Source organism: Paenibacillus sp. OAE614 (assembly GCF_040546645.1).
Lineage (GTDB): Bacteria > Bacillota > Bacilli > Paenibacillales > Paenibacillaceae > Paenibacillus_AQ > Paenibacillus_AQ favisporus.
Genome location: NZ_JBEPOD010000001.1, coordinates 3,439,245 through 3,461,521, shown reverse-complemented (window position 1 = coordinate 3,461,521; position 22,277 = coordinate 3,439,245). Strand labels below are relative to the sequence as shown.

21 protein-coding genes are annotated in these 22,277 nt (G+C 44.8%); 18 read left to right on the top strand and 3 right to left on the bottom strand.

Annotated features, from left to right (window positions below; translation table 11 throughout):
- Positions 1–275 precede the first annotated feature (275 nt).
- From ABIE48_RS15860 to ABIE48_RS15850, 3 genes are all read left to right on the top strand, one after another.
- Positions 276–734, top strand: a complete 459-nt coding sequence (locus ABIE48_RS15860; RefSeq protein WP_145018824.1) for a MarR family winged helix-turn-helix transcriptional regulator — start codon at positions 276–278, stop codon at positions 732–734.
- 79 nt (positions 735–813) lie between these two features.
- Entirely contained in the window at positions 814–1,794 is a 981-nt protein-coding gene (locus ABIE48_RS15855) for an aldo/keto reductase (RefSeq protein ID WP_192713961.1), read from the top strand.
- A 34-nt stretch (positions 1,795–1,828) separates the two neighbouring features.
- The gene (locus tag ABIE48_RS15850; RefSeq protein WP_192713962.1) at positions 1,829–2,707 is read left to right on the top strand and encodes an NAD(P)H-binding protein; all 879 of its coding nucleotides are present in this window, start codon (positions 1,829–1,831) and stop codon (positions 2,705–2,707) included.
- A gap of 251 nt (positions 2,708–2,958) precedes the next feature.
- On the opposite strand, the gene ABIE48_RS15845 is transcribed toward ABIE48_RS15850, so the two are convergent.
- Positions 2,959–3,786 (bottom strand): helix-turn-helix transcriptional regulator, encoded by an 828-nt coding sequence (locus tag ABIE48_RS15845; protein WP_192713963.1) that lies wholly within the window; start codon positions 3,784–3,786, stop codon positions 2,959–2,961.
- A gap of 218 nt (positions 3,787–4,004) precedes the next feature.
- Here ABIE48_RS15845 and ABIE48_RS15840 point away from each other — a divergent pair, with 218 nt between their 5' ends.
- The 3 genes from ABIE48_RS15840 to ABIE48_RS15830 all read left to right on the top strand — a co-directional run bounded on the left by ABIE48_RS15840 (position 4,005) and on the right by ABIE48_RS15830 (position 7,365).
- Entirely contained in the window at positions 4,005–4,754 is a 750-nt protein-coding gene (locus ABIE48_RS15840) for an SDR family oxidoreductase (protein WP_192713964.1), read from the top strand.
- 399 nt (positions 4,755–5,153) lie between these two features.
- Positions 5,154–5,576 carry a hypothetical protein gene (locus tag ABIE48_RS15835; RefSeq protein WP_192715254.1) on the top strand — a complete coding sequence of 141 codons (423 nt, stop codon included), beginning with the start codon at positions 5,154–5,156 and terminating at the stop codon, positions 5,574–5,576.
- Between the two features lie 295 nt (positions 5,577–5,871).
- Positions 5,872–7,365 (top strand): alpha/beta hydrolase family protein, encoded by a 1,494-nt coding sequence (locus ABIE48_RS15830; protein ID WP_192713965.1) that lies wholly within the window; start codon positions 5,872–5,874, stop codon positions 7,363–7,365.
- A 190-nt stretch (positions 7,366–7,555) separates the two neighbouring features.
- Here the strand turns inward: ABIE48_RS15830 and ABIE48_RS15825 are convergent, their stop codons facing one another.
- A complete protein-coding gene (locus ABIE48_RS15825; RefSeq protein WP_192713966.1) occupies positions 7,556–8,266 on the bottom strand; it encodes an SDR family NAD(P)-dependent oxidoreductase in 711 nt (236 codons plus the stop codon).
- A gap of 103 nt (positions 8,267–8,369) precedes the next feature.
- Here ABIE48_RS15825 and ABIE48_RS15820 point away from each other — a divergent pair, with 103 nt between their 5' ends.
- Complete coding sequence (locus tag ABIE48_RS15820) at positions 8,370–8,729, top strand: MerR family transcriptional regulator (RefSeq protein WP_192713967.1); 360 nt, start codon at positions 8,370–8,372, stop codon at positions 8,727–8,729.
- A gap of 300 nt (positions 8,730–9,029) precedes the next feature.
- On the opposite strand, the gene ABIE48_RS15815 is transcribed toward ABIE48_RS15820, so the two are convergent.
- On the bottom strand, positions 9,030–9,674 hold the full coding sequence (locus ABIE48_RS15815) for a TetR/AcrR family transcriptional regulator (RefSeq protein WP_354520646.1): 645 nt from the start codon (positions 9,672–9,674) through the stop codon (positions 9,030–9,032).
- Between the two features lie 86 nt (positions 9,675–9,760).
- On the opposite strand from ABIE48_RS15815, the gene ABIE48_RS15810 reads away from it, so the two are divergent.
- The 11 genes from ABIE48_RS15810 to ABIE48_RS15760 all read left to right on the top strand — a co-directional run bounded on the left by ABIE48_RS15810 (position 9,761) and on the right by ABIE48_RS15760 (position 21,976).
- Positions 9,761–10,321 (top strand): cysteine hydrolase family protein, encoded by a 561-nt coding sequence (locus tag ABIE48_RS15810; protein WP_192713968.1) that lies wholly within the window; start codon positions 9,761–9,763, stop codon positions 10,319–10,321.
- Positions 10,322–10,337: 16 nt separating this feature from the next.
- Entirely contained in the window at positions 10,338–11,540 is a 1,203-nt protein-coding gene (locus tag ABIE48_RS15805) for a multidrug efflux MFS transporter (protein ID WP_192713969.1), read from the top strand.
- A 315-nt stretch (positions 11,541–11,855) separates the two neighbouring features.
- On the top strand, positions 11,856–12,506 hold the full coding sequence (locus ABIE48_RS15800) for an MBL fold metallo-hydrolase (protein ID WP_192713970.1): 651 nt from the start codon (positions 11,856–11,858) through the stop codon (positions 12,504–12,506).
- A gap of 286 nt (positions 12,507–12,792) precedes the next feature.
- Positions 12,793–13,914 carry a helix-turn-helix domain-containing protein gene (locus ABIE48_RS15795; RefSeq protein ID WP_192713971.1) on the top strand — a complete coding sequence of 374 codons (1,122 nt, stop codon included), beginning with the start codon at positions 12,793–12,795 and terminating at the stop codon, positions 13,912–13,914.
- Positions 13,911–15,590 (top strand): ABC transporter ATP-binding protein, encoded by a 1,680-nt coding sequence (locus ABIE48_RS15790; protein WP_354519248.1) that lies wholly within the window; start codon positions 13,911–13,913, stop codon positions 15,588–15,590. Before ABIE48_RS15795 ends, ABIE48_RS15790 begins: the two co-directional genes overlap by 4 nt.
- Before the next feature lie 288 nt (positions 15,591–15,878).
- Positions 15,879–16,634 (top strand): class I SAM-dependent methyltransferase, encoded by a 756-nt coding sequence (locus ABIE48_RS15785; protein ID WP_192713972.1) that lies wholly within the window; start codon positions 15,879–15,881, stop codon positions 16,632–16,634.
- Positions 16,635–16,810: 176 nt separating this feature from the next.
- A complete protein-coding gene (locus ABIE48_RS15780; protein WP_192713973.1) occupies positions 16,811–17,263 on the top strand; it encodes a DinB family protein in 453 nt (150 codons plus the stop codon).
- Between the two features lie 194 nt (positions 17,264–17,457).
- Positions 17,458–19,851: an excinuclease ABC subunit UvrA gene (locus tag ABIE48_RS15775; protein ID WP_354519246.1), complete on the top strand. Its 2,394-nt coding sequence runs from the start codon at positions 17,458–17,460 to the stop codon at positions 19,849–19,851.
- Complete coding sequence (locus ABIE48_RS15770; RefSeq protein WP_354519244.1) at positions 19,848–20,810, top strand: serine hydrolase domain-containing protein; 963 nt, start codon at positions 19,848–19,850, stop codon at positions 20,808–20,810. Before ABIE48_RS15775 ends, ABIE48_RS15770 begins: the two co-directional genes overlap by 4 nt.
- Before the next feature lie 312 nt (positions 20,811–21,122).
- On the top strand, positions 21,123–21,476 hold the full coding sequence (locus tag ABIE48_RS15765) for a helix-turn-helix transcriptional regulator (protein ID WP_354519242.1): 354 nt from the start codon (positions 21,123–21,125) through the stop codon (positions 21,474–21,476).
- On the top strand, positions 21,473–21,976 hold the full coding sequence (locus tag ABIE48_RS15760; RefSeq protein ID WP_354519240.1) for a GyrI-like domain-containing protein: 504 nt from the start codon (positions 21,473–21,475) through the stop codon (positions 21,974–21,976). The genes ABIE48_RS15765 and ABIE48_RS15760 overlap by 4 nt, the downstream gene beginning before the upstream one ends.
- The last annotated feature ends 301 nt before the right edge of the window (positions 21,977–22,277 follow it).

Below are 22,277 nucleotides of genomic sequence, written 5' to 3'. Positions count from 1 at the left end.
CGTCTACCCGGTACCGTTATATCAGCCATTTCCGTCCGCTGGGGGGGAGATGGCTGTTTTCTGTTCGGGGTTAAACTAACGGGCATGATAGTTTAAGATTCATGTGCGGTGAACGTTATCCTAAGTAACTGCGAAAAAAATCAGAGAATAAAAGGGTAAAGAGGCCCTGCAGGAAAGCTGGAATGAGGGCAGTGGCGTCAATACATACGAGTCATTGACAAAAATAAATACCCCATATATAGTGTAGACATCTACATGAATTAAAGGAGAAACCTATGCCAAGCGTTTTCGAAATGTACCCCTATAGCCTATACATCAAAGTAATTGCACAACGGGTCCGGGAAATCATCGACCAGCTTCTGAAGGACCATGGCTTGAATAGCTCGCAAGCGATTCTTCTCTCGCATATTCATCAATCCATTGAGGAGCATATAGAGATCAATCGAAAATATCTTGAAAGAACAATGGCTTTAAGCGGTCCGTCTGTGACGAATTTATTGAACGGTTTGGAAAAGTCCGGATTTATCACGCGTAATAGCAACCCTAAGGATGGACGCAATCTTCGCATTGACATAACAGATAAAGCCAAACAATTTCTTAGCGAGAGGAGTGATGCCTTCTCGAAATCTGAAGAATTGATCACACAGGGGATGTCTGATGCCGAAAAAGCCATGTTTGTTTCTTTGCTGACCCGTGCTTTTGAAAACGTCGAAAAACTGCCGCCGAATGGATGAATTTACCACATTTGATTATTTTTTGAACGAATATGTAGTCGGCTACATAATTTATTTTAAAGTTCAGGAGGTTTCCATAATGAATGATCAACCAAACGGACTGGAGCTATCCAGAATCGGACTCGGCTGCGGCCATATGTCAAATGTCAATGAAGCTGTCAAAAGTGCAGGCGTTGCTGCCATTCATACCGCTTTTGAGAGCGGAATCAATCATCTCAACACAGGGGACTTTTACGGTGCCGGCCGAAGCGAGATGGTCATCGCCGAAGCGCTTAAGGGGTACAAAAGGGATGACTATTTTATATCGCTGAAGTTCGGAGCATTGAATGCGCCAAGCGGCTCCTTGTACGGACTGGATGTTTCCCCCCAACATGTTAAAAACTATCTTGCCTATTCGCTCACACGACTCAATCTTGACTATATTGATCTGTATCAGCCCGCAAGAATTGATCTGGGTATTCCTGTAGAAGAAACGATCGGCGCCATTTCCGATTTGGTTAAGGCCGGCTATGTCAGACAGATTGGAGTCAGCCAGGTTGACGCAGAGACGTTGAGAAGAGCGCATGCCACGCATCCGATCAGCTGGGTGGAAGTCGAATACTCGCTTTTTAACCGAAGTATCGAGAAAGAACTTTTGCCAACTGCGAGGGGATTGGGCATCGGAGTAGTTGCCTTTGGGGCATTGGCTCATGGTCTTCTTGCCGGCCAATGGACTGATGAGCGGATCGAAAAGAGCAAGGGCGGCTATGTTCCGATGTTTTTTGAAGAGAATATAGGAAAGAACGTTGCCCTGGCCAAAAAACTAGAAGAGATCGCCGTAAAAAAACAAATGACATTATCCCAACTGGCGTTGGCATGGATATTATCCAAAGGCGAAGATATCATACCGCTTATCGGTACCATATCGCCGGTTCATCTTCAAGAAGCTTTGCAATCACTCGATATTCATTTGACCGAAGAAGATATCAGGGAAATTGAAGATGCAATACCCGAACAGGAGATCGCCGGCGCTTCTTTTCCCAATATGCAATTTAGAAACGGGGAGACTGTTTCCGTATAAACACGATCATACAAATGAAAGGATGTTGTTTGTTATGATTATCGTTACCGGAGCCAATGGGAAATTGGGGCGGGGCGTAGTAGAACAACTACTCAAACGTGTACCTGCCGAAGAGATCGGTGTCAGCGTCCGCGATCCGAATCAAGCACAAGAGCTTCGGGAACGTGGAGTTCGTGTCCGTCGGGGAGACTACGACGATGCCGAGAGTCTGCACCACGCCTTTGAGGGGGCGTCACAGGTTCTCATCGTTTCGTCCGGCATCATGGGCGAGGCTGACATCCCGCATGGCATTCAGCAACATCTAACCGCGATTGACACGGCAAAGAAGGCAGGGGCTAGCCGGGTGCTGTACACAAGTCATATAGGTTCTTCCCCAACCTCACACTTCGCCCCTATGATTCACCATGCGGCTACGGAAAAACTGCTGAATGCTTCAGGTATGGCCTTCACATCGCTCCGTAATGGCTACTACGCCGCATCGGCATTCCTGTTGATCGGTGGAGCCATAAAAACAGGGGAACTGATCGCTCCTGAGGATGGTCCGGTTGCCTGGACAGCTCACTCCGATTTGGCCGAGGCTGCGGCGGCGATCATCAGCGAGCAGAAACTGGATGGCATAACCCCCAATCTTACGGGATCCGAGGCCATTGACATGGAAGGGATTGCGTCAATCGCTTCCGAGGTCTTGGAGCGAACCATCCGCCGAATCGTTGTGTCGGACGAAGAGTTTCGAGACCGCATGATGGCTCAAGGCGTGCCGGAAGCAAGTATAAATATGCGGATGGGGATGTTTCTGGCAAGCCGTCAGGGCGACTTCGCACAAGTCGATCCGGCTCTGGCTGATTTGATCGGCCGGCCTCCGAAAAGTTTTAGAGAGGTTCTGAAAGAGTCGATTTCTCAGCAGCAAGGTTGATTGCGTTAAAAATGAAGGAGCAGTTTTGCCGGCGGCAACTGCTCCTTTATTCAGCTAAAGGGCAGGATAGTTTAAAGATAAAATTGATCATTACGGTAAATGAAAGGGGAGAAATTACATGCTATATCACTTTAGTGTGGATGATAGTATCAAGGTATTTGTTCCCAAAGAAAAAACAAAATCGCCCCGCTTTTCCTACAGTAGTATAGGCATTTGACGAAGAGCAAGAATGTTGTTTTGGGATCATGAACTTACTTAAGCAATTCTTCCAACTGTTCTTCGGTTCCCGAGTTTTCAAGTGGCGTGAACACCCTCATTGCTAAAGCGCTGCTTTCAGAGATTGTAAACGTATGGTAACGGAAAGTCAGCTGGCCAGCTTCTGGAAGATGGATTATTTGTTCACCTTCCAAAATACCGGAAACATCTTGTCGATCCCATAACGTCCTGAACTCCTCGCTCCTGTCATATAACTTGTCGAATAGCTCTTGGAACCACGAATCGTTCATGTTCAAGGCAAACCGATTTCTGAAAAAAGCCACCATCGTAGAGGCGACATTCTCCCAGTTAACGATGCGGGACTTGTTGTCTTCGACCTCGAAGACACGCCAGAGCATATTTCTTTTGAGCTCCGGAGCTCGGTTTAAGTCTCCGCACAACGTACCCGATATTCGGTTCCACGCAAGAACGTTCCAGTGCCTGTCGATAATGTAGGCCGGGTAAGTTCCCATTCTGTCCAGAATCCGCTGAAGGGAAGTGGGAACGGAATCATCCGCTTTTGGCTGAGGAAGTGAGGAATGATTGGCCAATACGAAAAGATGGTTGCGTTCGTCGCTGCTAAGCCGTAATGTTCGTACCAAGCTTTCCAAGACTTGCTCAGACACATGAATGTCCCGGCCTTGCTCCAGTGCGGTATACCACGGCAAGGAGATGCCTGATAAGCTTGCCACTTCCTCCCGTCTTAAGCCCGTTATGCGACGGCGCGATGATTCAACCAGCAACCCCGCCTCTCTTGGGGATAAACGCAAGCGGCGTGACCGGAGAAAGTCAGCCAATTGTTTACGTCTTCTTTCATCATTCATCACGTAGTTCCCTCTCCATATGGTGATAGAATTTATAGCAGTATGAATTCAGATCTATTTGTTGGTACTATGGCTCATTATAATCTACTTATCATCCGTCGTGAAGGGGAGTCGGAGATAAGACAAGCTGTACCGAAATTCGCATTGATCAGCTGTTCACGGCTGATGAGAATCATATTGCAAGGTCGGTCCAACTATCGAATACAAAGGAGAATATTATGGTGAAATCAGAACAGATCGAACGTGGGCATTGTTTCAAGGGAAAGCGTGTTGTTGTTCTTGGAGGAACGTCCGGAATCGGGTTTGCGGCAGCCGAAGCCGCTGCATGGGAAGGGGCGTCCTTGGTCGTAGTGTCCAGTCAAAAAGAAAGAGTTGACCGTGCTGTTTCACGTTTGCCTGAAGGTACCCAGGGATATGCGGTTGATATGACAAATGAGGAACAAGTTCGTCAATTTTTCAGCGAAATCGGGGAATTCGATCACTTGGTCTTTACTGCCGGCGATACATTGATGGTTGAAAATCTGGACGCCACCGACGTCGACACAGCGCATCGATGGTTTAACGTGCGATACTGGGGAGCGTTTATGGCCGCCAAATACGGCAGCCGAAATATCAGACGGGGAGGGTCAATCACGTTGACTTCCGGTGTTGCTGGAGTTCGTCCACAGAAGGGGTTTACTGTCTCAGCCAGCATATGCGGCGCCGTTGAGTCCCTCACCAGGGCGTTGGCCGTCGAGCTGAGCCCGCTTCGCGTCAACGCCGTTTGCTTCGGACTTATGCGTACCGAGTTGTGGGACGGTATTCCTGAGGAACAACGGAACGCAATGTATGAACATACTGGGAAATCATTGCCGGTTGGGCGAGTCGGTGAACCGGAGGACGGCGCTGAGGCATATCTCTACTTAATGCGCGAGAATTATTCCACCGGTCAGATCATTGTCGTAGATGGCGGTTCTACTTTGGTTTAAGTTTCTTGAAATATGAACGGTGAACGTAAGCCTCTTTCATCAAAACCCACCCGGAAGAGGCTTTACCTCACAAATATCTGCGCTTTACACTTACACAAATCGTTAATTCCATACGATGTATTGATGGCTAGAGGGCTCCTGGAAAGTAATCGGAATAAGTATTCAAGTGTTCCATGAACTTTCAGGCGAGAGCATCGGCTGGAGGGATATATCGGGTCACAACAAGAAGAGCTCCGGGAACACCCGGAGCTCTTCATCATCACTGCCAATTCCGCTTATAAAGCACAACGTACGCTAACGGGCAGGATAGCGTGATGACTTTCTCGAAATACATCATCTAAGATTATCTGCCCATACTTTTGAAGCAGAGTGAACAAGGAGGAAAAGATAATAGAGTTTATGAAAAATCGATTAGAACAAGACATTATTTCAACAGCGGAGAGCTTTGCGGAAAATTTTTCGGATCGGGGTCATTTTGATTTTAGTATTCAAAGTCTACGGATACTAGACGATATTCTCGAAGAGTTATGTGATTATAAACTAGATAACGACGCATTGGTTTCTGTTTCATCCATGGCTGGAAGTTACATCTTTGAAGTGGCAAGAAGGAATTATGGAGGCCAGTACTATTGGGTACAGGATAGAGACCAACCTGTTTTGGTTACCGGTGAGCCTGATTATTCAATTTCTATATTTGCATTCGATAAAGTTAAAGGCAGAATCCAGAACGGTAAAGAAGATGAGATTCCATATTATTTTGACGGCTATATTGAGGCAGTTAAAAAAGGTAAGAAAACCGGATACCGCGCTACTATAGTTTAGAACTCATGATCCCAATACAGTGAAGGACAAGTTTGTGGTTACCTTCCATGTGAATGTGCCGGGCAAGCAGTCGCAGCAATAGGCAGAGAAATTAGTACCTCTTTAAATTCAGGGCTTTTACAGTGACCCCGACTCATCATCGGGGCTTTTTTTGTTTTGTATGGATGATTGCGTAGATAGTAAGCGTCTTACTAATTTGAAAGGGAGATGTAAGGAAAGTCGATAGCTTGGGCCAGCCTCGCAGGATAACATTGGAGCAAACGAAAACCGAGATTTTCTAAAAGGAGGAATCGAGATGAGGCTGTTAGAACTGTTGCTTTTGCTGTCGAATATCGGCTTGTTTGCCTTAACAGTCCTATTGGAAAAAGGACGGCGTAGAGTTCCAGTATTCGTTGTAAGCGGGATCGCCACACTTGTACTGGTCGTTCATTGGACGGTGGAAGGATACAGAGTTCAGCTCCTATTCTCATATGGTATAACGATCATGTTTTTAGCCATTTCAGGTTATCGTTATTTTAATAAAAAAGGCCCAAAGAAAATCCCGCGATTTATGTTGGGTTCAGTTTATACCGCTATAGTGATCATGCTGGTCATCACAGCGGGTCTCATGTATGCTTTTCCAGTGTTTAAACTACCTGAGCCGACAGGCAATTTTAAGGTAGGTACTCAAACTTTTCAACTCGTGGATACAAAAAGGGAAGAGATTTTCGACGAAGCTAGAGATCGTAAGAGAGAATTGATGGTTCAGGTATGGTATCCAGCTCAAGCAGGTACTGGCAAATACGCTCCCTTTATTCCCAATACCCCGATTTTACGTTATATGGCTGCGAACTATGGCCTTCCCGGGTTTACATTTCAACACCTGAAGTATGTATCCAGTCATGCCTATTCGGGGGTTGAAATCTCATCGGCACAGACATCATACCCGCTGATCCTTGCGAATCCCGGCAACGGTTCTTCCAGGTTCCTCCACACGTCGCAAGCCGAAAATCTCGCGAGCCACGGATATATCGTAGCCGTGATCGACCACACCTACAATACATTTGCAACCGAGTTTCCGGACGGTCGAATCACGACCAGCACAACCGACAATTTATTCTCGCCCGACCATGATTACGCGACGGAAAGAGAAAATCGCGACAAGTTGGGAAAAGTGTTAACCGACGATGTGGCTTTTGTGCTGGACCAATTCGAGCTCATCCAATCGGGGCAGATACCAAGTCAACTACATGGGAGGATTGATCTCGGTCATGTCGGAGTGTTCGGTCATTCCATCGGCGGAGCGACGGCCTATGATGCTGCTTATGATCCGCGCATTGCGGTGGGAATAGACCTTGATGGAGGGCTTTATCGTCTGCGTGACAAAGAGGGGTTGCGAAAGCCATTTTTATTCATCAACTCGGAAAGCTATTTCGAACAATTAACAAGGGTGATGAATAACCGGGTCTACTCGGATGAAGAGCTTAACCGTATGGGGTCAACAAGAGAGTGGGAGGATCAAGTAGCGGCGGATAAAAAGGTGGAGCTTGAACGGATGCACGAAACGGTCGAGGAAGGGGGACAAGTCCTCTATATCGAGAATACGGAGCATTTGAATTTTACTGACGTACAGTTCATTTCTCCGATTTTTAAGATACTGGGCATTAAAGGAAAGATAGCGCCGGAAAGAGCGAACACCGTTATCAATGCCTATATGCTGGATTTCTTCGAAATGTATCTGAAAAACCAAGGGGGAATCTTAATGAAAGGAGCGGATAGCCGCTTTCCGGAGGTGAACCGGATGCGATAATGAAACCAGTAAAATTTATAACGAGGAGAATGGCAAAAGGGTGGAGTGAAATACAAAAGTCAAAGTTTATTCTGACATCATTCAATAGCATCCTAAATAATACGAAGAAGGGAAATCCCTCTAGGATCTCCCTTCTCTGAACTTCATGTTTTAGACAAGGAGACTGCTAAACGCAAGGCTTAGAAGTTGATTACCAAGCGTAAATGCCTTTCTCATCCAAAAACTCGCCATTATGACGTTTGCCATCTATGGCATAACCCACGATAATGGCAGCAGCGGCTTCCTTGGATTTACCTCCTGCGGCATTGCCGTTGAGATCGGTGGTTGTAAACCCTGGCGTTACCGCAAATACTTGAGCGCCGCTGTTTCTAACTTCATAAGCCATCGATAATGTCATGGCATTGTTTGCCGTTTTGGAGGAATTATAATCAAAAGCGTTTAGAGTGGATTCCGCATTTTGCATATGATCCAAGGAGGCCATGTCGGTTGAGACGTTGATGATGGTTCCTTCGTTGTTCTTGATCAACGGGAACAGACGCTGGTTTAAACGGAAAGTACCGAAAAAGTTAACTTCAAAGGCGTTCCGCAAATTCTCCTCTTTAGTATCCGTAAACGAGCGGGAGAATGCACCAGGCATGCCAGCGTTGTTAATCAGCAGCTTCAGGTCAGGATAGTTTTGTTTGATCGTATTGGCAGCTTGTTCAATAGACTCTAAGGATTCCATATCTATTTGTACAAATTCTACGTCGAGCCCTTGGGAAGTCAACTCAGATACGGCTGCTTCGCCGCGTTCGGTACTGCGGGCGCCTAGAATGACTTTCCAGCCGGCTTCACTCAGCTGCTTAACGATTTCAAATCCGATTCCTTTATTGGCTCCGGTTACGAAGGCGGTTTTTTTCATTCAAATCCCTCTTTCTGTATAATGGTTATGCTACCTGATTTATAAGTTACTATGCTACACTTAGTGTAGGTCAACATAAACTTTTTTATAAATGAGGGGTTATATGCTTACAATCGGAGAAGTAGCAAAATCAGTCGGAATCAACATCGGTGCGATCCGTTTTTATGAGAGAAAAGGACTGCTGGAACCGGCTGCGCGCAGCGAGCAGAATAACCGTTTATATACGGAGAACGAGTTGAATTGGCTGGTGTTTATCAAATGTCTGCGTGAAACCGGAATGAGTGTGGAAGATATCAAAATGTACTACGACAAGGTCAAAGAGGGTACCTCGACCCTTCCGGAACGAATTCAACTGATTCAAGACCAGAAGCAAAAGCTGCTGGATGACATTGAAGCGAAGAAAAACCAGCTCGCCCATTTGGAACAAAAGCTTGAACGGTATTATCGCGGGGAAAATTACTAGAACTCTGGGGTGAAAATCGGAATAGGTAAGATACCAAGAGCATACACACTTATAGCGATGTTATCGATTAGGCACCGAAAGAGCTTCTGCTGCTGCTTGGGCGATGAACTCCGTAACAGCAAGCTGATCGACGTATCGATGTTAATGTCTTCGCTCGAATCAGGTTGATATTTTAAGGAAAATAAATAAGGAATGGATACGAGCTTTTAGAAAAACTGCCCCTAGACTTGAACGTAACTGTTCGAGCGCTAGGGGTTGTTTTTTAGGGAGAGCTATTCGGATGGTTCTCAAGAGTCTTAATCACAAGTGGAAAATGAAGCAGATCTGTTCAAATATCGACTCGGGCGAAAGACCACGGACATCCCTTTGGATGGAATAGAAGTCACGGCTCAGCACCATCTGGAGCATATCGGCTTTAAAAACACTGTCACTGTCTGCACTTAATGTCTCGGAAGCCGCCATCTTATCGAATAACGACACAAAAATTTTGTTCAGCTCAATGTAGATGGGGCTGCTTGTCCGCGACTTGGGTCGGTTTGTCTGCGAGGAGTCTTCGACGCCGATCAAGAGCTGCGATTTCTTCTCGCGAAACCGGATGAACAATCGGATAAAATATTTCAACTGCTCTTGCGCCGGCTCCTTGCGGTGTTGCTCCAAGTAGGACTCGTATTCCTCGAATAGAAGGTCGGCGCTGTCGCGGATCAAATCCAGGCACAATTCACTTTTATTCTTGTATCGGCGATAGAGCGTTCCGGGCCCGACCTGTGCTTCCGATGCGATCTGGTTCATGCTGACGGCTTCAACACCATGCTGTTCAAACAGTCGAAGCGCCGCATCCAAGATGCGCTGACGATTCGCCGCCGCGTCGCGGCGTTCGGAACGGGCTGGGGATGTATCGGTTTCTTTCATCTGCACATCACGTCCTTGAATTTCGATTTCGATCACGGTTGACAAGTGGAGATATCTCCGCTTAATATGAAGTGGAGGGTTCTCCGCTTAATCATATCATATGGACTAGGAGTGTTCAACGAATGACACAGATCAATTCTGCTTTGTTAGTTATGGACTTACAGAACGCTATTGCCGGGCACCTCGGCGACAAGCAAGCGCTGTTCCCGTACAAGATGGCGCTGGAAGCGGCACGCAATCACAACATTCCGGTCATCTTCGTGCGAGTCGCCTTCCGCGAAGGCTATCCGGAGATCAGCCCGATGAACCAAATGTTCGCGAGAGCGGCTCAATACGGCGGCATGACGCTGAACGACGAGACGACGCAAATTCATCCGGAGCTGGCTCCTCAGCCAGGAGAGCTGATCGTTAACAAGAAGCGCATCAGTGCCTTCACAGGCAGCGATCTGGAGATGATTCTTCGCGCTAAGGGCATCAACAAGCTTATTCTGAGCGGCATCTCCACGAGCGGCGTTGTACTGTCGACGTTGACGGAAGCAGCGGACAAAGATTATCAGCTTACCGTTCTATCCGATGCTTGCTTCGATCCCGATCCAGATGTGCACCGCGTTCTGCTCGAGAAAGTATTCACCAAACGGGCGGATGTTGTGACGGTAGACGCGTGGGTCGATACTTTGGTGTAAAGAAGGCGTATTTGTAATGCAGATTTGGAAAAGAAATTTATGGGTCTGCTGGTTCGGCATGTTCATGACGGGTGTAGGCATGAGCCAGATCGCGCCTGTCTTGCCTCTCTTCATTAAGCAGCTCGGCGTTGAGAACGCATCCTGGATCTCCCAATTGTCCGGCGTCGCATTCGGTGTGACTTATATTATCTCCGCCATATTCTCGCCAATCTGGGGACGCGCGGCTGACAAATACGGTCGCAAGCCTATGTTGCTCAGAGCCAGCCTTGGCATGGCGATCGTCATCGGCTGCATGGGCTTCGCGCCGAATGTCTACTGGCTGATCGGCTTAAGGTTGCTGCAAGGCGTCATTACAGGCTATGGCACGGCCTGCACAACGCTGATCGCGACCCAGACGAGCAAGGAACATTCGGGTTGGGCTCTGGGCACGCTATCAACGGCCAACATCGCGGGCTCCCTGCTCGGACCGTTGATCGGCGGCATAATCGAAGAGCATTTCGGGATGCAGAACATTTTTTACATCACGGGTGGCTTCATGTTCATCGCCTTCCTGACGACCTTATTCTTCGTGAAAGAGACGTTCGTCCGTACGGAAAAAAAGGTGCCGAGCTTCAAGGAAGTCTGGGCTCAAGTTCCGCAGCCAAGCTTAACGATCACCTTGTTCGTTACGTACTTCGTAATGTCGATCGCCACGTATTCGGTCCAACCGGTGCTTACAGTCTTTGTCGATCAAATCGCACATCATCTGGGCCACGTCGCATTGATCTCAGGAGCGATTTTCTCGGCTTCGGGATTGGCTAATATCATTGCTGCTCCTCGGTTGGGGAAGCTGTCAGATAAGATCGGGGCACATCAGATCATGCTCTTCACGCTGATCGTGGCAGGTATATTGTTCATCCCACAGGCGTTCGTCCACAATCCTTGGGAACTGATGGGGCTTCGCTTCCTGCTAGGATTGGCGGCAGGCGGGCTAAATCCTTCGGTCAACGTCTTACTGAAGAAGATCACCCCGTCCAATCTGACCGGCCGCGTGTTCGGATTGAATATGTCGGCTGCCTATCTCGGCGTTTTTGGCGGTTCGGTGCTTGGCGGGCAAATCGCAGGGCATTTCGGCGTCCGTTATGTTTTCTTTGTCACTGGCGCATTGCTGTTGATGAATGCCATTTGGGTTTACTTCAAAGTGTACGGCAAGCTGCAGAGGGAGAAAATGCTAGAATAAAGCTCAGAAACAAAGCTCAGAAACAAAGCTTAAGGTACAAAATTCATGCAGTGCCAAAGCTAAAAACGCCCCAAAGTAATATGTATTTACTATCTGTTTTGGCGTACTATTCTATACTTTTATGGCAAAAAACCTTTGAACTGTGTTTAGGATTTTAGTAGCGGCTTGGTTAGGTGCCGAGATACGTCTTTTATGCGACGGCGGCGTTGCTGCTGCTCAATGCGGCGTGGGTTTACTATAACGTGTATAAGAATAGTTGCAGGGGAACAAGGGGCCGGAGTCGCGAGCCGATAAACGAAAGGAGCGCATAAAATCATGCAGATCAAGTGGTATGGCCATTCGTCATTCCAGTTCACCTCGGACGCCGGAACCAGGATTCTTATCGATCCCTACTACAAGTTCCTCGGCTACCGTATGCCGGTTCCGATCGAATCGGACATCGTCGTCGTGACCCACGATCACGGCGATCACAATAAGATTCAAGCCGCCTCAGGCGATTACTTGGTCGTGAACGAGCCAAAGGAGTACAGCGTAGGAGACGTGGATATTAGCGGTTTCCGCACGTTCCACGACAAGGTGAACGGTCAGAAAAGAGGCCCGAACATCGTGTTCCGCTTCCGGATGGACGGGTTAACGATCTGCCACTGCGGGGATCTGGGTCATCTGCTAACGGAGGAGCAAGCGAACGCCATCGGCCCGGTGGATGTCCTCCTCGTTCCCGTGGGCGGAAGGATGACGCTGGACGGGGCGGAGGCGGCACAGGTGATGCGGCAATTGCAGGCGACCGTGGCGATTCCGATGCACTACAGCACGAAGGCGCTCGGCCTACTCGGACGATTGTTCTTCGCTAAGGAGGATAAGTTTCTCCAGGCTGTAGGGGCGAAGACGATCCACGTTCAGACGCTGAACTTGTCCAAGGAGAACGTGCCCCAATATGCCGGGACCGTGACGATGGAGTATAAATAGCAGCCACCCAGCTTCCGCACGGAAGCTGGTTTTTTCCTTTTCTCCTCAAGCTTGGCTGCTGCCTACGAATGAACTCTCCGAAGAGCTGGGGCAAACTTCTAAGCCGATCGGTCTCCCTTATCCCGGCTTTGTTTGAGCTCGATCCAAAGTAAAGCAAGAACTGTGGATGCGTCGTTCGGTTTAATCAAAGTTTCATGTTAGTTGATTTTTTCAACTGAAATTAATTACGACTCCATTGTCATCATTCCACTCCTTTCGTTAGACTTATTAACGGAAGGTGATGAAAATGAAGGAAATCAATATAGCCGAGGTGCTTGCTCAAAAACGAAAAGAAAAGGGCATGACACAGGAGGATGTCTCCAATTTTATAGGAGTATCGAAAGCCTCGGTCTCCAAATGGGAAACAGGCCAAAGTTACCCGGATATTACAATGCTGCCGCTTCTTGCATCATTCTTCAATACAACCATTGATGATTTAATGGATTATCGACCGCAATTAGAACCGGATGATATTCGAAAACTATGCGATCAGTTATCCAATGCTTTCGATTCACAACCATTGGATGAAGCCTTGAACCAATGCCGTGAAATAACGAAGAAATACTGCGCCTGCTTTCCGTTGCTAAAAAAAGTGGGAATGTTGATCCTAAACCACAGTACACTTTTGCATGATGTTTCTGAGATGAATGTGTTGATCCAAGTGGCAAAGAGGCTTTTTGTACGAGTGAAAGAAGAAAGTGACGACATAGAGCTCATCCATCAAGCCGTGTATTTGGAAGCAAGCTGCTGCATGGCCCTTGGCGACCCTAATAAGGCACTAGACCTGCTCGGGGAAATGAACCCGCCACTCATGCCCGTCGAATGGATCAAGTCTTACGCATACCAAATGCTTGGTAACACAGACAGCTCGAGAGCTTTCCTGCAAATGGGCATGTACCGGCATGTCGTTACATTGTTCGGACTTATGATCTCTTACTTAATGACTTCGGCGGATCATATTAAAACATTCGAGGAGATCTATCGACGAACACTTGCCATAGCGGAAGCTTTCGACTTTAAGCATCTAAACCCTAACCTGTATGCAAACCTTTTTCTTACAGCTGCTCTAGGGTATACGACTCTAGGAGATAAAGAGCAGGCGCTGGATAACCTCAAACGATTCACGGAACTCGCAGCTCGTCATCAGAAGCTGACTGCAGCTGGCGGGGACTCCTTTTTTGACTTGATCCATGGTCAGTTAGCAGAGTGGGATTCGGGGACGTGGTTCATGGGCAATACGCAGCACCAGCGAAAAAAGATGTACGAAATGATTGCGAATCATCCCGAGCTATCTGCGTTTCTGGATGATCCCCGTTTCAAAAAAGTATTGGAGAAGCTCATCTGCAACGTTTGGGGGGAATTCCGTTGAATTTGACGATCCCTGCAAATGTCATGAGTAGAATCGGACCGTGGAAGAATCTTTTTAAACTAGTTCCCTTTATCGGAAAGCACCGATTGTCCTTTATGTTTGGGGTAGGCACTGTTTTGGCGAGTTCTATTTTAACAGTTCCCATCCCGTATCTAACAGGGATATTGCTTGATCGGGTTTTATTAAAAGATAAGAACATCAACGACATGTTTTTGTTGTTAGGCATGATGGCAGTTCTATATCTGGTGCAGTATGCATTTTCTCTTTTATCTGGATGGCTGTTTGTTAAAATAAGTTATTCTATCATTAACGAGTTAAAGTATTCGGTCATGTCAAAAGTATTATCATTGCCAATGAGTTACCTCTCAACCACCGAAAAAGGATACCTCCAAGGGCGAGTAGCCGAATGCAATTCAGTTGGAAATGCCTTTTCGCCAGTCATTATCAGTATGGTGCTTAGCGTATTAAATGCAATGTTTGCAGTGATCACGATGTTCGCGATTAATTATAAAATATCTTGCGTAGTTATTGTTTTAGTACCGGTCTTTATTTTTTTATCCAAATCATCCAACAAAAAATTTTTGAACAGCACAAGGGAAATGATGGAGTCGTCCGCCGTTTTAAGCGGGGAAGTCTTTGAATCCATGAATGGTATCGAGGACATTAAAATTCTCGGAGGCAAAGAGACGCAGCTCTTCAAATTTAAATCCAAGATGAATGAGCTGTTTCACCATAGCGTCAAACAAAACAAGTCATTGATTTTTTTAACCGAAAACGTCGGCTTGTTAAACAACTTGTTCACCCTAATCATATTGTTAATCTCCGGCATCCTTATATTAAAAGGGCAATTTACTGTCGGCATGTACACATCCTTTTCCCTATACACCACGAAAGTGTTTGCCAGTGCACAAAGTATCACATCCTTAAATACGATCTTGAAACCGGTTTGCTTGAGTGTCGAAAGAATTTACCAGCTATTGGACATGGAGGACGAAAACAGCGGTAAGGTTGCCGAGTTGGATTCAAGGATTGAAACGATAGAATTTCTCCGTGTAGGTTATCGATATCGAACAGATCTGCCTCTGGTTTTTAATGACTTGACTTTCTCGTTCATGAGAGGGGATAAGGTTCTTCTTCTTGGGGATAACGGTACGGGAAAAACGACGCTTATTAAACTATTATTAGGGTTATACCAGCCTGCTTACGGAACCATTTCCTTTAACGGAATCCATGCCTCATCGATTCAAAGCGACTCCTTAAGGCAAAGAATTGGTGTGGTATCACAGAGTACCTTTCTCTTCCGTGGGACTGTGTTGGACAACATTCTATACGGGCAAAATTGTGACCGCAGCACTGTAGAAAACCTGATTGACGAACTTGGGTTGAAAGAGTATATAGACAGGATGCCAAAAGGGCTGGATACCGAAATCAATCAAAACACTTCAGGTGTCTCGGGTGGTCAGGCTCAAATCATCGCTTTTATACGAGCCATGCTTGCCGAAAAGGATGTATTAATATTAGATGAACCCACAGCTAACGTCGACGAAGAGACTCGTCGCATCATCATTCACTCCTTACGGGAACAACGATATATGGGGATTTTGATTGTGATCTCGCATCAAATGGACGGAATGGACTTTTTTAATAAAACCATTCATTTGACGAAGACCTTATAGAACCCAGAGAACTCCTTAATGGGGCTCATTTACAGGATTGCGGCAATTGGTCAAACGATCAGTTGACGTTAATAGCCGCGTAAAAAGCGGCTTTTTTCCGTAGCCAATAAAGCTACTGTCCACTGAAGTGACAACAACGGTCAAGTATAGAAAATGTCCATCGACTGAGCAGGGGAAAAAGGTCCTTGTTTTATTAGGCTATGGGTAGGTTAGATAACAAGGAAATAAATTATGATGTGTCGAAAACTAGTTAGGTGAATTAGAAGTATATTTTTGGGGGGGACAGAGATGATTAAAGAACATGAAATTCTGAAAATCAATAAGGACGGTTGGAATAAAGTAGCTGACCAATTCTTTGAAGGTACATTTAATACCTTAGGATACGGTATATATTCTCCCGATGAAAATGAACTAAATTTGTTGGGTGATGTGAAAGGTAAAGTGATCCTTGAAGTTGGTTGTGGGAGCGGTCATACCCTTGAATACTTGGCAAATAAAGGAGCAAAGGAATTATACGGTGTAGACTTTTCTACAGCACAATTGAATACTGCTAAAGGGGTAACTTCTTACTTAAGTACGCCAATTCACTTCATAGAGTCTCCATTGGAAGATATGATAGAATTGCCAGAAGCATATTTTGATATTGCAGTGTCGATATACGCTCTTGGATGGACGGTTAACCTTGATAAAACATTAAAGAATGTATATGATTCACTAAAATCAGGAGGAGTATTTGTATTTAGCTGGGAACATCCTGTTCATAGTGTATTGGAATATGACGAAGAAAAATTATTTTTTCGTCGTTCTTACGTTGATGAAGGACCTGAAAAACATGAGTCGTGGAGATCAGTACCTATAATAATGAATTATCGAAAGATAAGCACATACATAAATGCTTTAGTTAAAGCCGGTTTTATTATTGACCAAGTTGTTGAAGAGACAAGAATTCCCGAGAATGATAATAGTAAACCAAGTAAATGGTATTCGGCCGAGAAAGCAAGAATTATATGCCCAGATATAATTATTAAAAGCCACAAACTCTAAGCTAACGGAATCATTAGTTCAACAAGCCGAAATAAATATACTGGCATAATAAATCTTTGAATTTGGTAAGGGCAGGATCTTTTATTTATAAGTGATCTGTACATTTCACTTTAAAACAATATGCGTTGTTAATGGATTAAATTAACTTATCCCATATCAGAAATGGAGGTTAATAAATGAGTAATAAAGCAGCTTTAAGTTATGATCAGACAGCAGAAGAAATACTAAAGTATAAAGAATTCGATGAACAACGTCTTCTTGAGCCAATAAGTGAAGGTAAGTGGTCAGTCAAGGAAATCATAGGACATCTATATTATTGGGATAAGTTCATTTTACAGAATCATGTCCCCTATATGAATGAGGGTGCAAACTTGAACGCTTTCCCTAATCATGACTTACATAATAGAGAAGCCATCGAATACATAAGTGTTTTTACAACAACTGGTTCTTTAATAGATGAGTTTGTCATGAATCGAAGAATATTAATTAAAGCGATATCTGGAATCGACGGTAATGCTAAGTTCACAATTGGTTCTGGAAAACGTCAGTTTACAGTGGATAAATACTTGAAGATATTCATTGACCACGATTCTCATCACCTTAAACAAATGAATGAACGACTAAGCTAACGGGATACCATAGTTGAATAACTCACAAGTAAGAAGCTGCCGGTTGCTGATCTCGAAATCGTCCTTGAAAGCAATTAGAGGGGTCATTTGACATCTAAGAAAAAGGGATGGTACTTTCCTCATCACGCGAAATCTCTGGAAACGGAGTCGGTACGAATCATTAAAGAAGCCTGCCTCCCATGGATGGGTTAAAGATGAAATATTATGAAAGGCAGCATACTATGAACAAATTTATCGAAATAAAGGGTGCACGGGTTCATAATTTGAAAAATATCGATCTTCGGATTCCACGGGGTAAATTGACCGTGATAACCGGAGTATCCGGCAGCGGGAAATCCAGTCTTGCATTCGACACATTGTATGAGGAGGGCAAACGCCGATACCTCATGTTTTCGGGTACGCAGTTTATGGTGGACGCCGCACCGACCTTTGATCAAATCACAGGTCTAGCCCCTACCGTCGCAGTGGAACAAAGAATTATTCGCCAGTCCAATCCACGTAGCACGGTTGGAACGCGGACAAAGATTGGCAATATGCTCGCCGTTTTATTTGCTACATATGGCAAGAGAGATCCCAATTACGACGATGGGCTTTCCCTAAGCATGGACATGTTCCTGAGGAACTCACCAAAAGGAATGTGCGTAAAGTGCTTAGGTAATGGGAACGTCTATTCGATTGATGAAGATAAGATATTCTCTAATGGAAGAACACAGTTAAAGGATCTATTAGTCGAACGGTTGCTATATCGGGGAGGAGCCAGAAAGAGGTTGGACGAATTTTGTTCATATCATGGACTGACTGTAACGCAACCGCTCCATACTTTGAGCAATGAACAACTGTTAGCTTTAAAATATGGAGACCATGGAAAGACAAGCTTTCAGGGTGTCATTCCTTGGCTGTTGAATGGATTTAAATATGGTGAAATTAGCGGTAGGCAAAATGGCATTTTATCTGAAGCGTACGGAAAGAAGGAGCCGTGCAGCAAATGTGGAGGAGCCGGCTTGGGTGAACAGGCAATGCATACAACAATAGCCGGAAAAACCATAACAGATCTGGAGAATATGTATATTAGAGAATTGAATGATTTTTTAACAAAGGAAAACTCTGAGTTATTCGGTATGACGCTTATCAACGAGATTCATCTTAAGTTGGATTGTATGATTGATGTGGGCCTTCACCATCTTTCATTGTCGCGACCTGTCCCAACCTTGTCGGGTGGCGAAATACAACGCTTGTTCCTCGCTTCCTCTATCATTGCTCAGATGGATTCCATCATCTTTATATTCGATGAGCCGACCATTGGTTTGCATGAAATTGAGAAAGCAAAGCTCATTCAAATTATTCAAAATCTGGTTAATCGGGGGAATACGGTAATTGCTGTTGAGCACGATGAAAATTTTATGCGTGCTGCAGATTATATCATTGATCTAGGACCTGATGCTGGAATTTTCGGAGGTCATCGTATCTTTCAAGGCAGCTTCGACGATTTTATGACCAGTGAATTATCGAGGACCTCGCCATATCTAGCCGATCAAAAGAAGCTGCAAGTAAAGCAGACATATTCTAAGGTAAACCCGGAAAAAATGCTGACGATTGAAAATGCATGCCTACATAATCTTCGCCACTTAACTGTACAAATCCCCCTCGGGGTAATGGTAGGGATCGCGGGGGTATCGGGCAGTGGAAAATCGAGTTTTATCTCAGGCACCTTGGTCCCTAAACTAAAAGAGTTTCTTACAATTACAGATGACGACGAAGAAACGGTATTTTTATCTGATGTAAGGGTAAGTGGAATTGAACATATCAAGAAATGCTTGGTCATTGATCAAAAACCTATAGGAAGAAGCAGAACCTCTTGTCCGGCTACTTACACGGGGATATACGATCGGATCCGAAAAATGTTTGCAAGCACGTCTGATTCGATAGAGAGAGGATATGGAGCAGGATTATTTTCACTGAACTCCGAAGGTGGATGTCGTCAATGTAAAGGTGATCAAGTGATTAAATATCATGTGGGCTTTGGAAACTATATCGAACAAAATTGTGACGCTTGTGGAGGAACAGGCTTTATAGAAGAAGCTATGGAAATAACGATTGAAGGCAAAAATATACGGCAAATCCTCGAAATGAGCGTATCGGAAGCGATAGATTTTTTCGGAAATGAGAAAAGTGCCGCATATGATAAGAATATCTGCCATTTACTTTTCACTCTTGAACGAGTAGGACTGGGGTATATTAAGCTGGGGCAGCAAACACCGACCATTTCCGGCGGGGAGTCTCAAAGGATTAAACTCGCTAAAGAGCTTGGCAAGCAATCGGGAAAGGATCGTTTGTATATTCTCGATGAGCCTACAACCGGCTTATCTTTTTCAGATAGTGAAAAACTAATCAAGCTGATGCTTGAATTAACAGAGAATGGGAATTCGGTCATTGTGACTGAGCATGACCCCGCAGTGTTAAGCAATTGCGATTATATTATAGAGTTGGGGCCGGGAGGCGGCAGTGATGGTGGGTTTATTATTGCGCTCGGATCTCCAGAGCAGTTGAAAAGAAACGAAAAATCGATTATCGGCAGGTATTTGAGATGAATTTAGAGTGGCAATATTCCACGCCCCAGGCGGAAGGCATGGATGCGGAGATGTTAGGCGACCTTGATGATTTTATTAAACGAAAGCGATATCGGCTTGTCAATAGCGTCCTTGTTGTGAAAAACGGAAAAATTGTTTTTGAAAGATATTACAACAAGTATAATGAAAATACCAGAAATCATATTAAATCGATATGGAAAAGCATTCTTTCTTTACTGACGGGGATTTGTCTCGATAAAGGCATGATTCGAAGCTTGGACGAGCCAATCGGCGATTACTTGCCCGCGTTTCAAACGGGTATCCATCATTATCATAAGGCCATAACGATTCGGCATCTTCTCACCATGTCATCAGGGATTTTCTGGAACAGCGGCGTTCATTATCATTGCCCAATGGTCGAACAAATGAAGCGGACGAGGGATTGGATCGCACATGTCGCAGATGTTGCGGTGAAGGACTATCCTGGAAGCAGCTACGTGTATAAAGAATGGGATGTGCTATTGTTATCTGCTGTTATTGGAAATGCTTTCGGAAATACATCATATGAACTGTGTGAGGAGTTTTTATATAAGCCTCTAGGAATATCGAGTGGAAGATGGGCTGAAAGCCCTTGTGGTGTATCGTATACCGTGATGAAAGGAGAGGGAAATTCTAATTTATCTGCCAGAGATCTTGCGAAGATAGGATTTCTAGTTCTAAACAACGGCATTGTAGAAGGCCAACGGATTGTTTCTGAACATTATGTTAAGGAAATGCTAAGGCCAAACGACAACAACAGCTCATACGGATATTTGTGGTGGATACTGGAAAATGGCTATGCATGCAGGGGATTCGGCGGTCAAGAGATAAATATTCTGCCTAAGCAAAACATGATAACAGTTATCCAGGCTACCCCCACTCCATCAAGCAAAACTTATGGAGATATTCATAAGGAGATTCTTGAGAAATCTGTTGTTTGATTTATAAATCGTCGAGCCATCTGAACTAATGGGGAAACAACAATCTAAAACAACACTACAGCAGCCGGCTAAACGGCTGCTGTTTTTGTTGAACTAACGAGCAGGATAGTTATAAAACACGATCTCAACGTTCCGACAAAACTTAATTTAATCCGTAGATCTTTACGCTATATAATTAATTATTAGAAACGACATGAATTCTCTAAGGAAACTAAATTGTGCACAAATCGTTGCGAGATGAGAACGTAGCATACCTATACTTTTGATAAGAGGAGGGATCAGATGGATTGGCTCACGAGGATGAATCGAGCGATGGATTACATTGAAATGAATCTAACCGGCAAGATCGAATTGAAGGAAGTTGCTCAATGTGCTTGTTGTTCTTCCTATCAGTTCCAGAGAATGTTCTCGTTTATTACAGATGTGTCTCTTGCGGAGTACATAAGGAGAAGACGCCTCACTCTTGCTGCAATTGAATTACAAAATAGTGGTATGAGAGTTGTTGATATTGCGATAAAGTATGGTTATGAATCTCCAGTTTCATTCGCAAGAGCTTTTCAATTGTTGCATGGTGTTAATCCAGAATGGCTCGAGAAGAAGGGACTGACCTCAAAGCCTATCCTCGTCTTTCCTTCCTTATTTCAATTAAAGGAGAAAAGGCTATGAACTATCGTATCGAGACAAAAGAACCCTTTCAAGTATTCGGAATCGAAAAAGTGTTTCAATTAAACGGAGTAGATACCCCAGCAGAATTATGGAAGCAAAGCCATGTTAACGGTGAGGTTGAAAGGCTTACGGACAATGCAGGTGATCTACCAACTTTTTTAAATCAGAACTATCATAAAGTACATGCTGTTTGTAGCTACAAAAAAACGGAAGAAGCTTGTTTTCCGTATATGCTGTCCGCATTTAAAGGGGATTCGAGTAAAACGGATGGGTACACAATGATAACAATACCAGCTCAAACATGGGCGATTTTCCCCTCTGATCCATTCACATGGGACCAATTTGATGAAACCATTGAGACATTATATAAACGATTCTTCTCCGAATGGCTTCCTACTGCTGGATACGAGCAGGTCGAGGGGATGGAATTTGAAGTTACAGGAGTTAAGGATGGACTTAATTTCGTTGAGCTATGGTTTGCAGTAAGGAAAATAACTTAGGTGTGGTTGTTTAAACACATAAGAAGTCCGTATATGGTATCCTGGTTCAGCTTGATGTCAAGATTCCAAACAGCATCGTGTCTGCAGTAGCTTTTCGTTACGCTCGTCCCAGTCCCAAGCTCCCATCGCTAGATGGGGGCTGATTTTTTATCTGTCCATCTTTATCCGTTATAATATATGTTGAACTATATAGATTGAACTAAAGTTTTGCATTGAACTTCCCTGGTATAACTGCCCAATACGGTGGCCAGTAACATTCACTTCTTTAGTTCATTCTATCTAGAATGATTCTGCTTGTAGG

Coding starts and splice junctions, on each gene's coding strand:
- ABIE48_RS15860 (WP_145018824.1), top strand. CDS start 276: ATGCCAAGCGTTTTCGAAATGTACCCCTATAGCCTATACATCAAAGTA.
- ABIE48_RS15855 (WP_192713961.1), top strand. CDS start 814: ATGAATGATCAACCAAACGGACTGGAGCTATCCAGAATCGGACTCGGC.
- ABIE48_RS15850 (WP_192713962.1), top strand. CDS start 1,829: ATGATTATCGTTACCGGAGCCAATGGGAAATTGGGGCGGGGCGTAGTA.
- ABIE48_RS15845 (WP_192713963.1), bottom strand. CDS start 3,786: ATGAATGATGAAAGAAGACGTAAACAATTGGCTGACTTTCTCCGGTCA.
- ABIE48_RS15840 (WP_192713964.1), top strand. CDS start 4,005: ATGGTGAAATCAGAACAGATCGAACGTGGGCATTGTTTCAAGGGAAAG.
- ABIE48_RS15835 (WP_192715254.1), top strand. CDS start 5,154: ATGAAAAATCGATTAGAACAAGACATTATTTCAACAGCGGAGAGCTTT.
- ABIE48_RS15830 (WP_192713965.1), top strand. CDS start 5,872: ATGAGGCTGTTAGAACTGTTGCTTTTGCTGTCGAATATCGGCTTGTTT.
- ABIE48_RS15825 (WP_192713966.1), bottom strand. CDS start 8,266: ATGAAAAAAACCGCCTTCGTAACCGGAGCCAATAAAGGAATCGGATTT.
- ABIE48_RS15820 (WP_192713967.1), top strand. CDS start 8,370: ATGCTTACAATCGGAGAAGTAGCAAAATCAGTCGGAATCAACATCGGT.
- ABIE48_RS15810 (WP_192713968.1), top strand. CDS start 9,761: ATGACACAGATCAATTCTGCTTTGTTAGTTATGGACTTACAGAACGCT.
- ABIE48_RS15805 (WP_192713969.1), top strand. CDS start 10,338: ATGCAGATTTGGAAAAGAAATTTATGGGTCTGCTGGTTCGGCATGTTC.
- ABIE48_RS15800 (WP_192713970.1), top strand. CDS start 11,856: ATGCAGATCAAGTGGTATGGCCATTCGTCATTCCAGTTCACCTCGGAC.
- ABIE48_RS15795 (WP_192713971.1), top strand. CDS start 12,793: ATGAAGGAAATCAATATAGCCGAGGTGCTTGCTCAAAAACGAAAAGAA.
- ABIE48_RS15785 (WP_192713972.1), top strand. CDS start 15,879: ATGATTAAAGAACATGAAATTCTGAAAATCAATAAGGACGGTTGGAAT.
- ABIE48_RS15780 (WP_192713973.1), top strand. CDS start 16,811: ATGAGTAATAAAGCAGCTTTAAGTTATGATCAGACAGCAGAAGAAATA.
- ABIE48_RS15775 (WP_354519246.1), top strand. CDS start 17,458: ATGAAATATTATGAAAGGCAGCATACTATGAACAAATTTATCGAAATA.
- ABIE48_RS15770 (WP_354519244.1), top strand. CDS start 19,848: ATGAATTTAGAGTGGCAATATTCCACGCCCCAGGCGGAAGGCATGGAT.
- ABIE48_RS15765 (WP_354519242.1), top strand. CDS start 21,123: ATGGATTACATTGAAATGAATCTAACCGGCAAGATCGAATTGAAGGAA.
- ABIE48_RS15760 (WP_354519240.1), top strand. CDS start 21,473: ATGAACTATCGTATCGAGACAAAAGAACCCTTTCAAGTATTCGGAATC.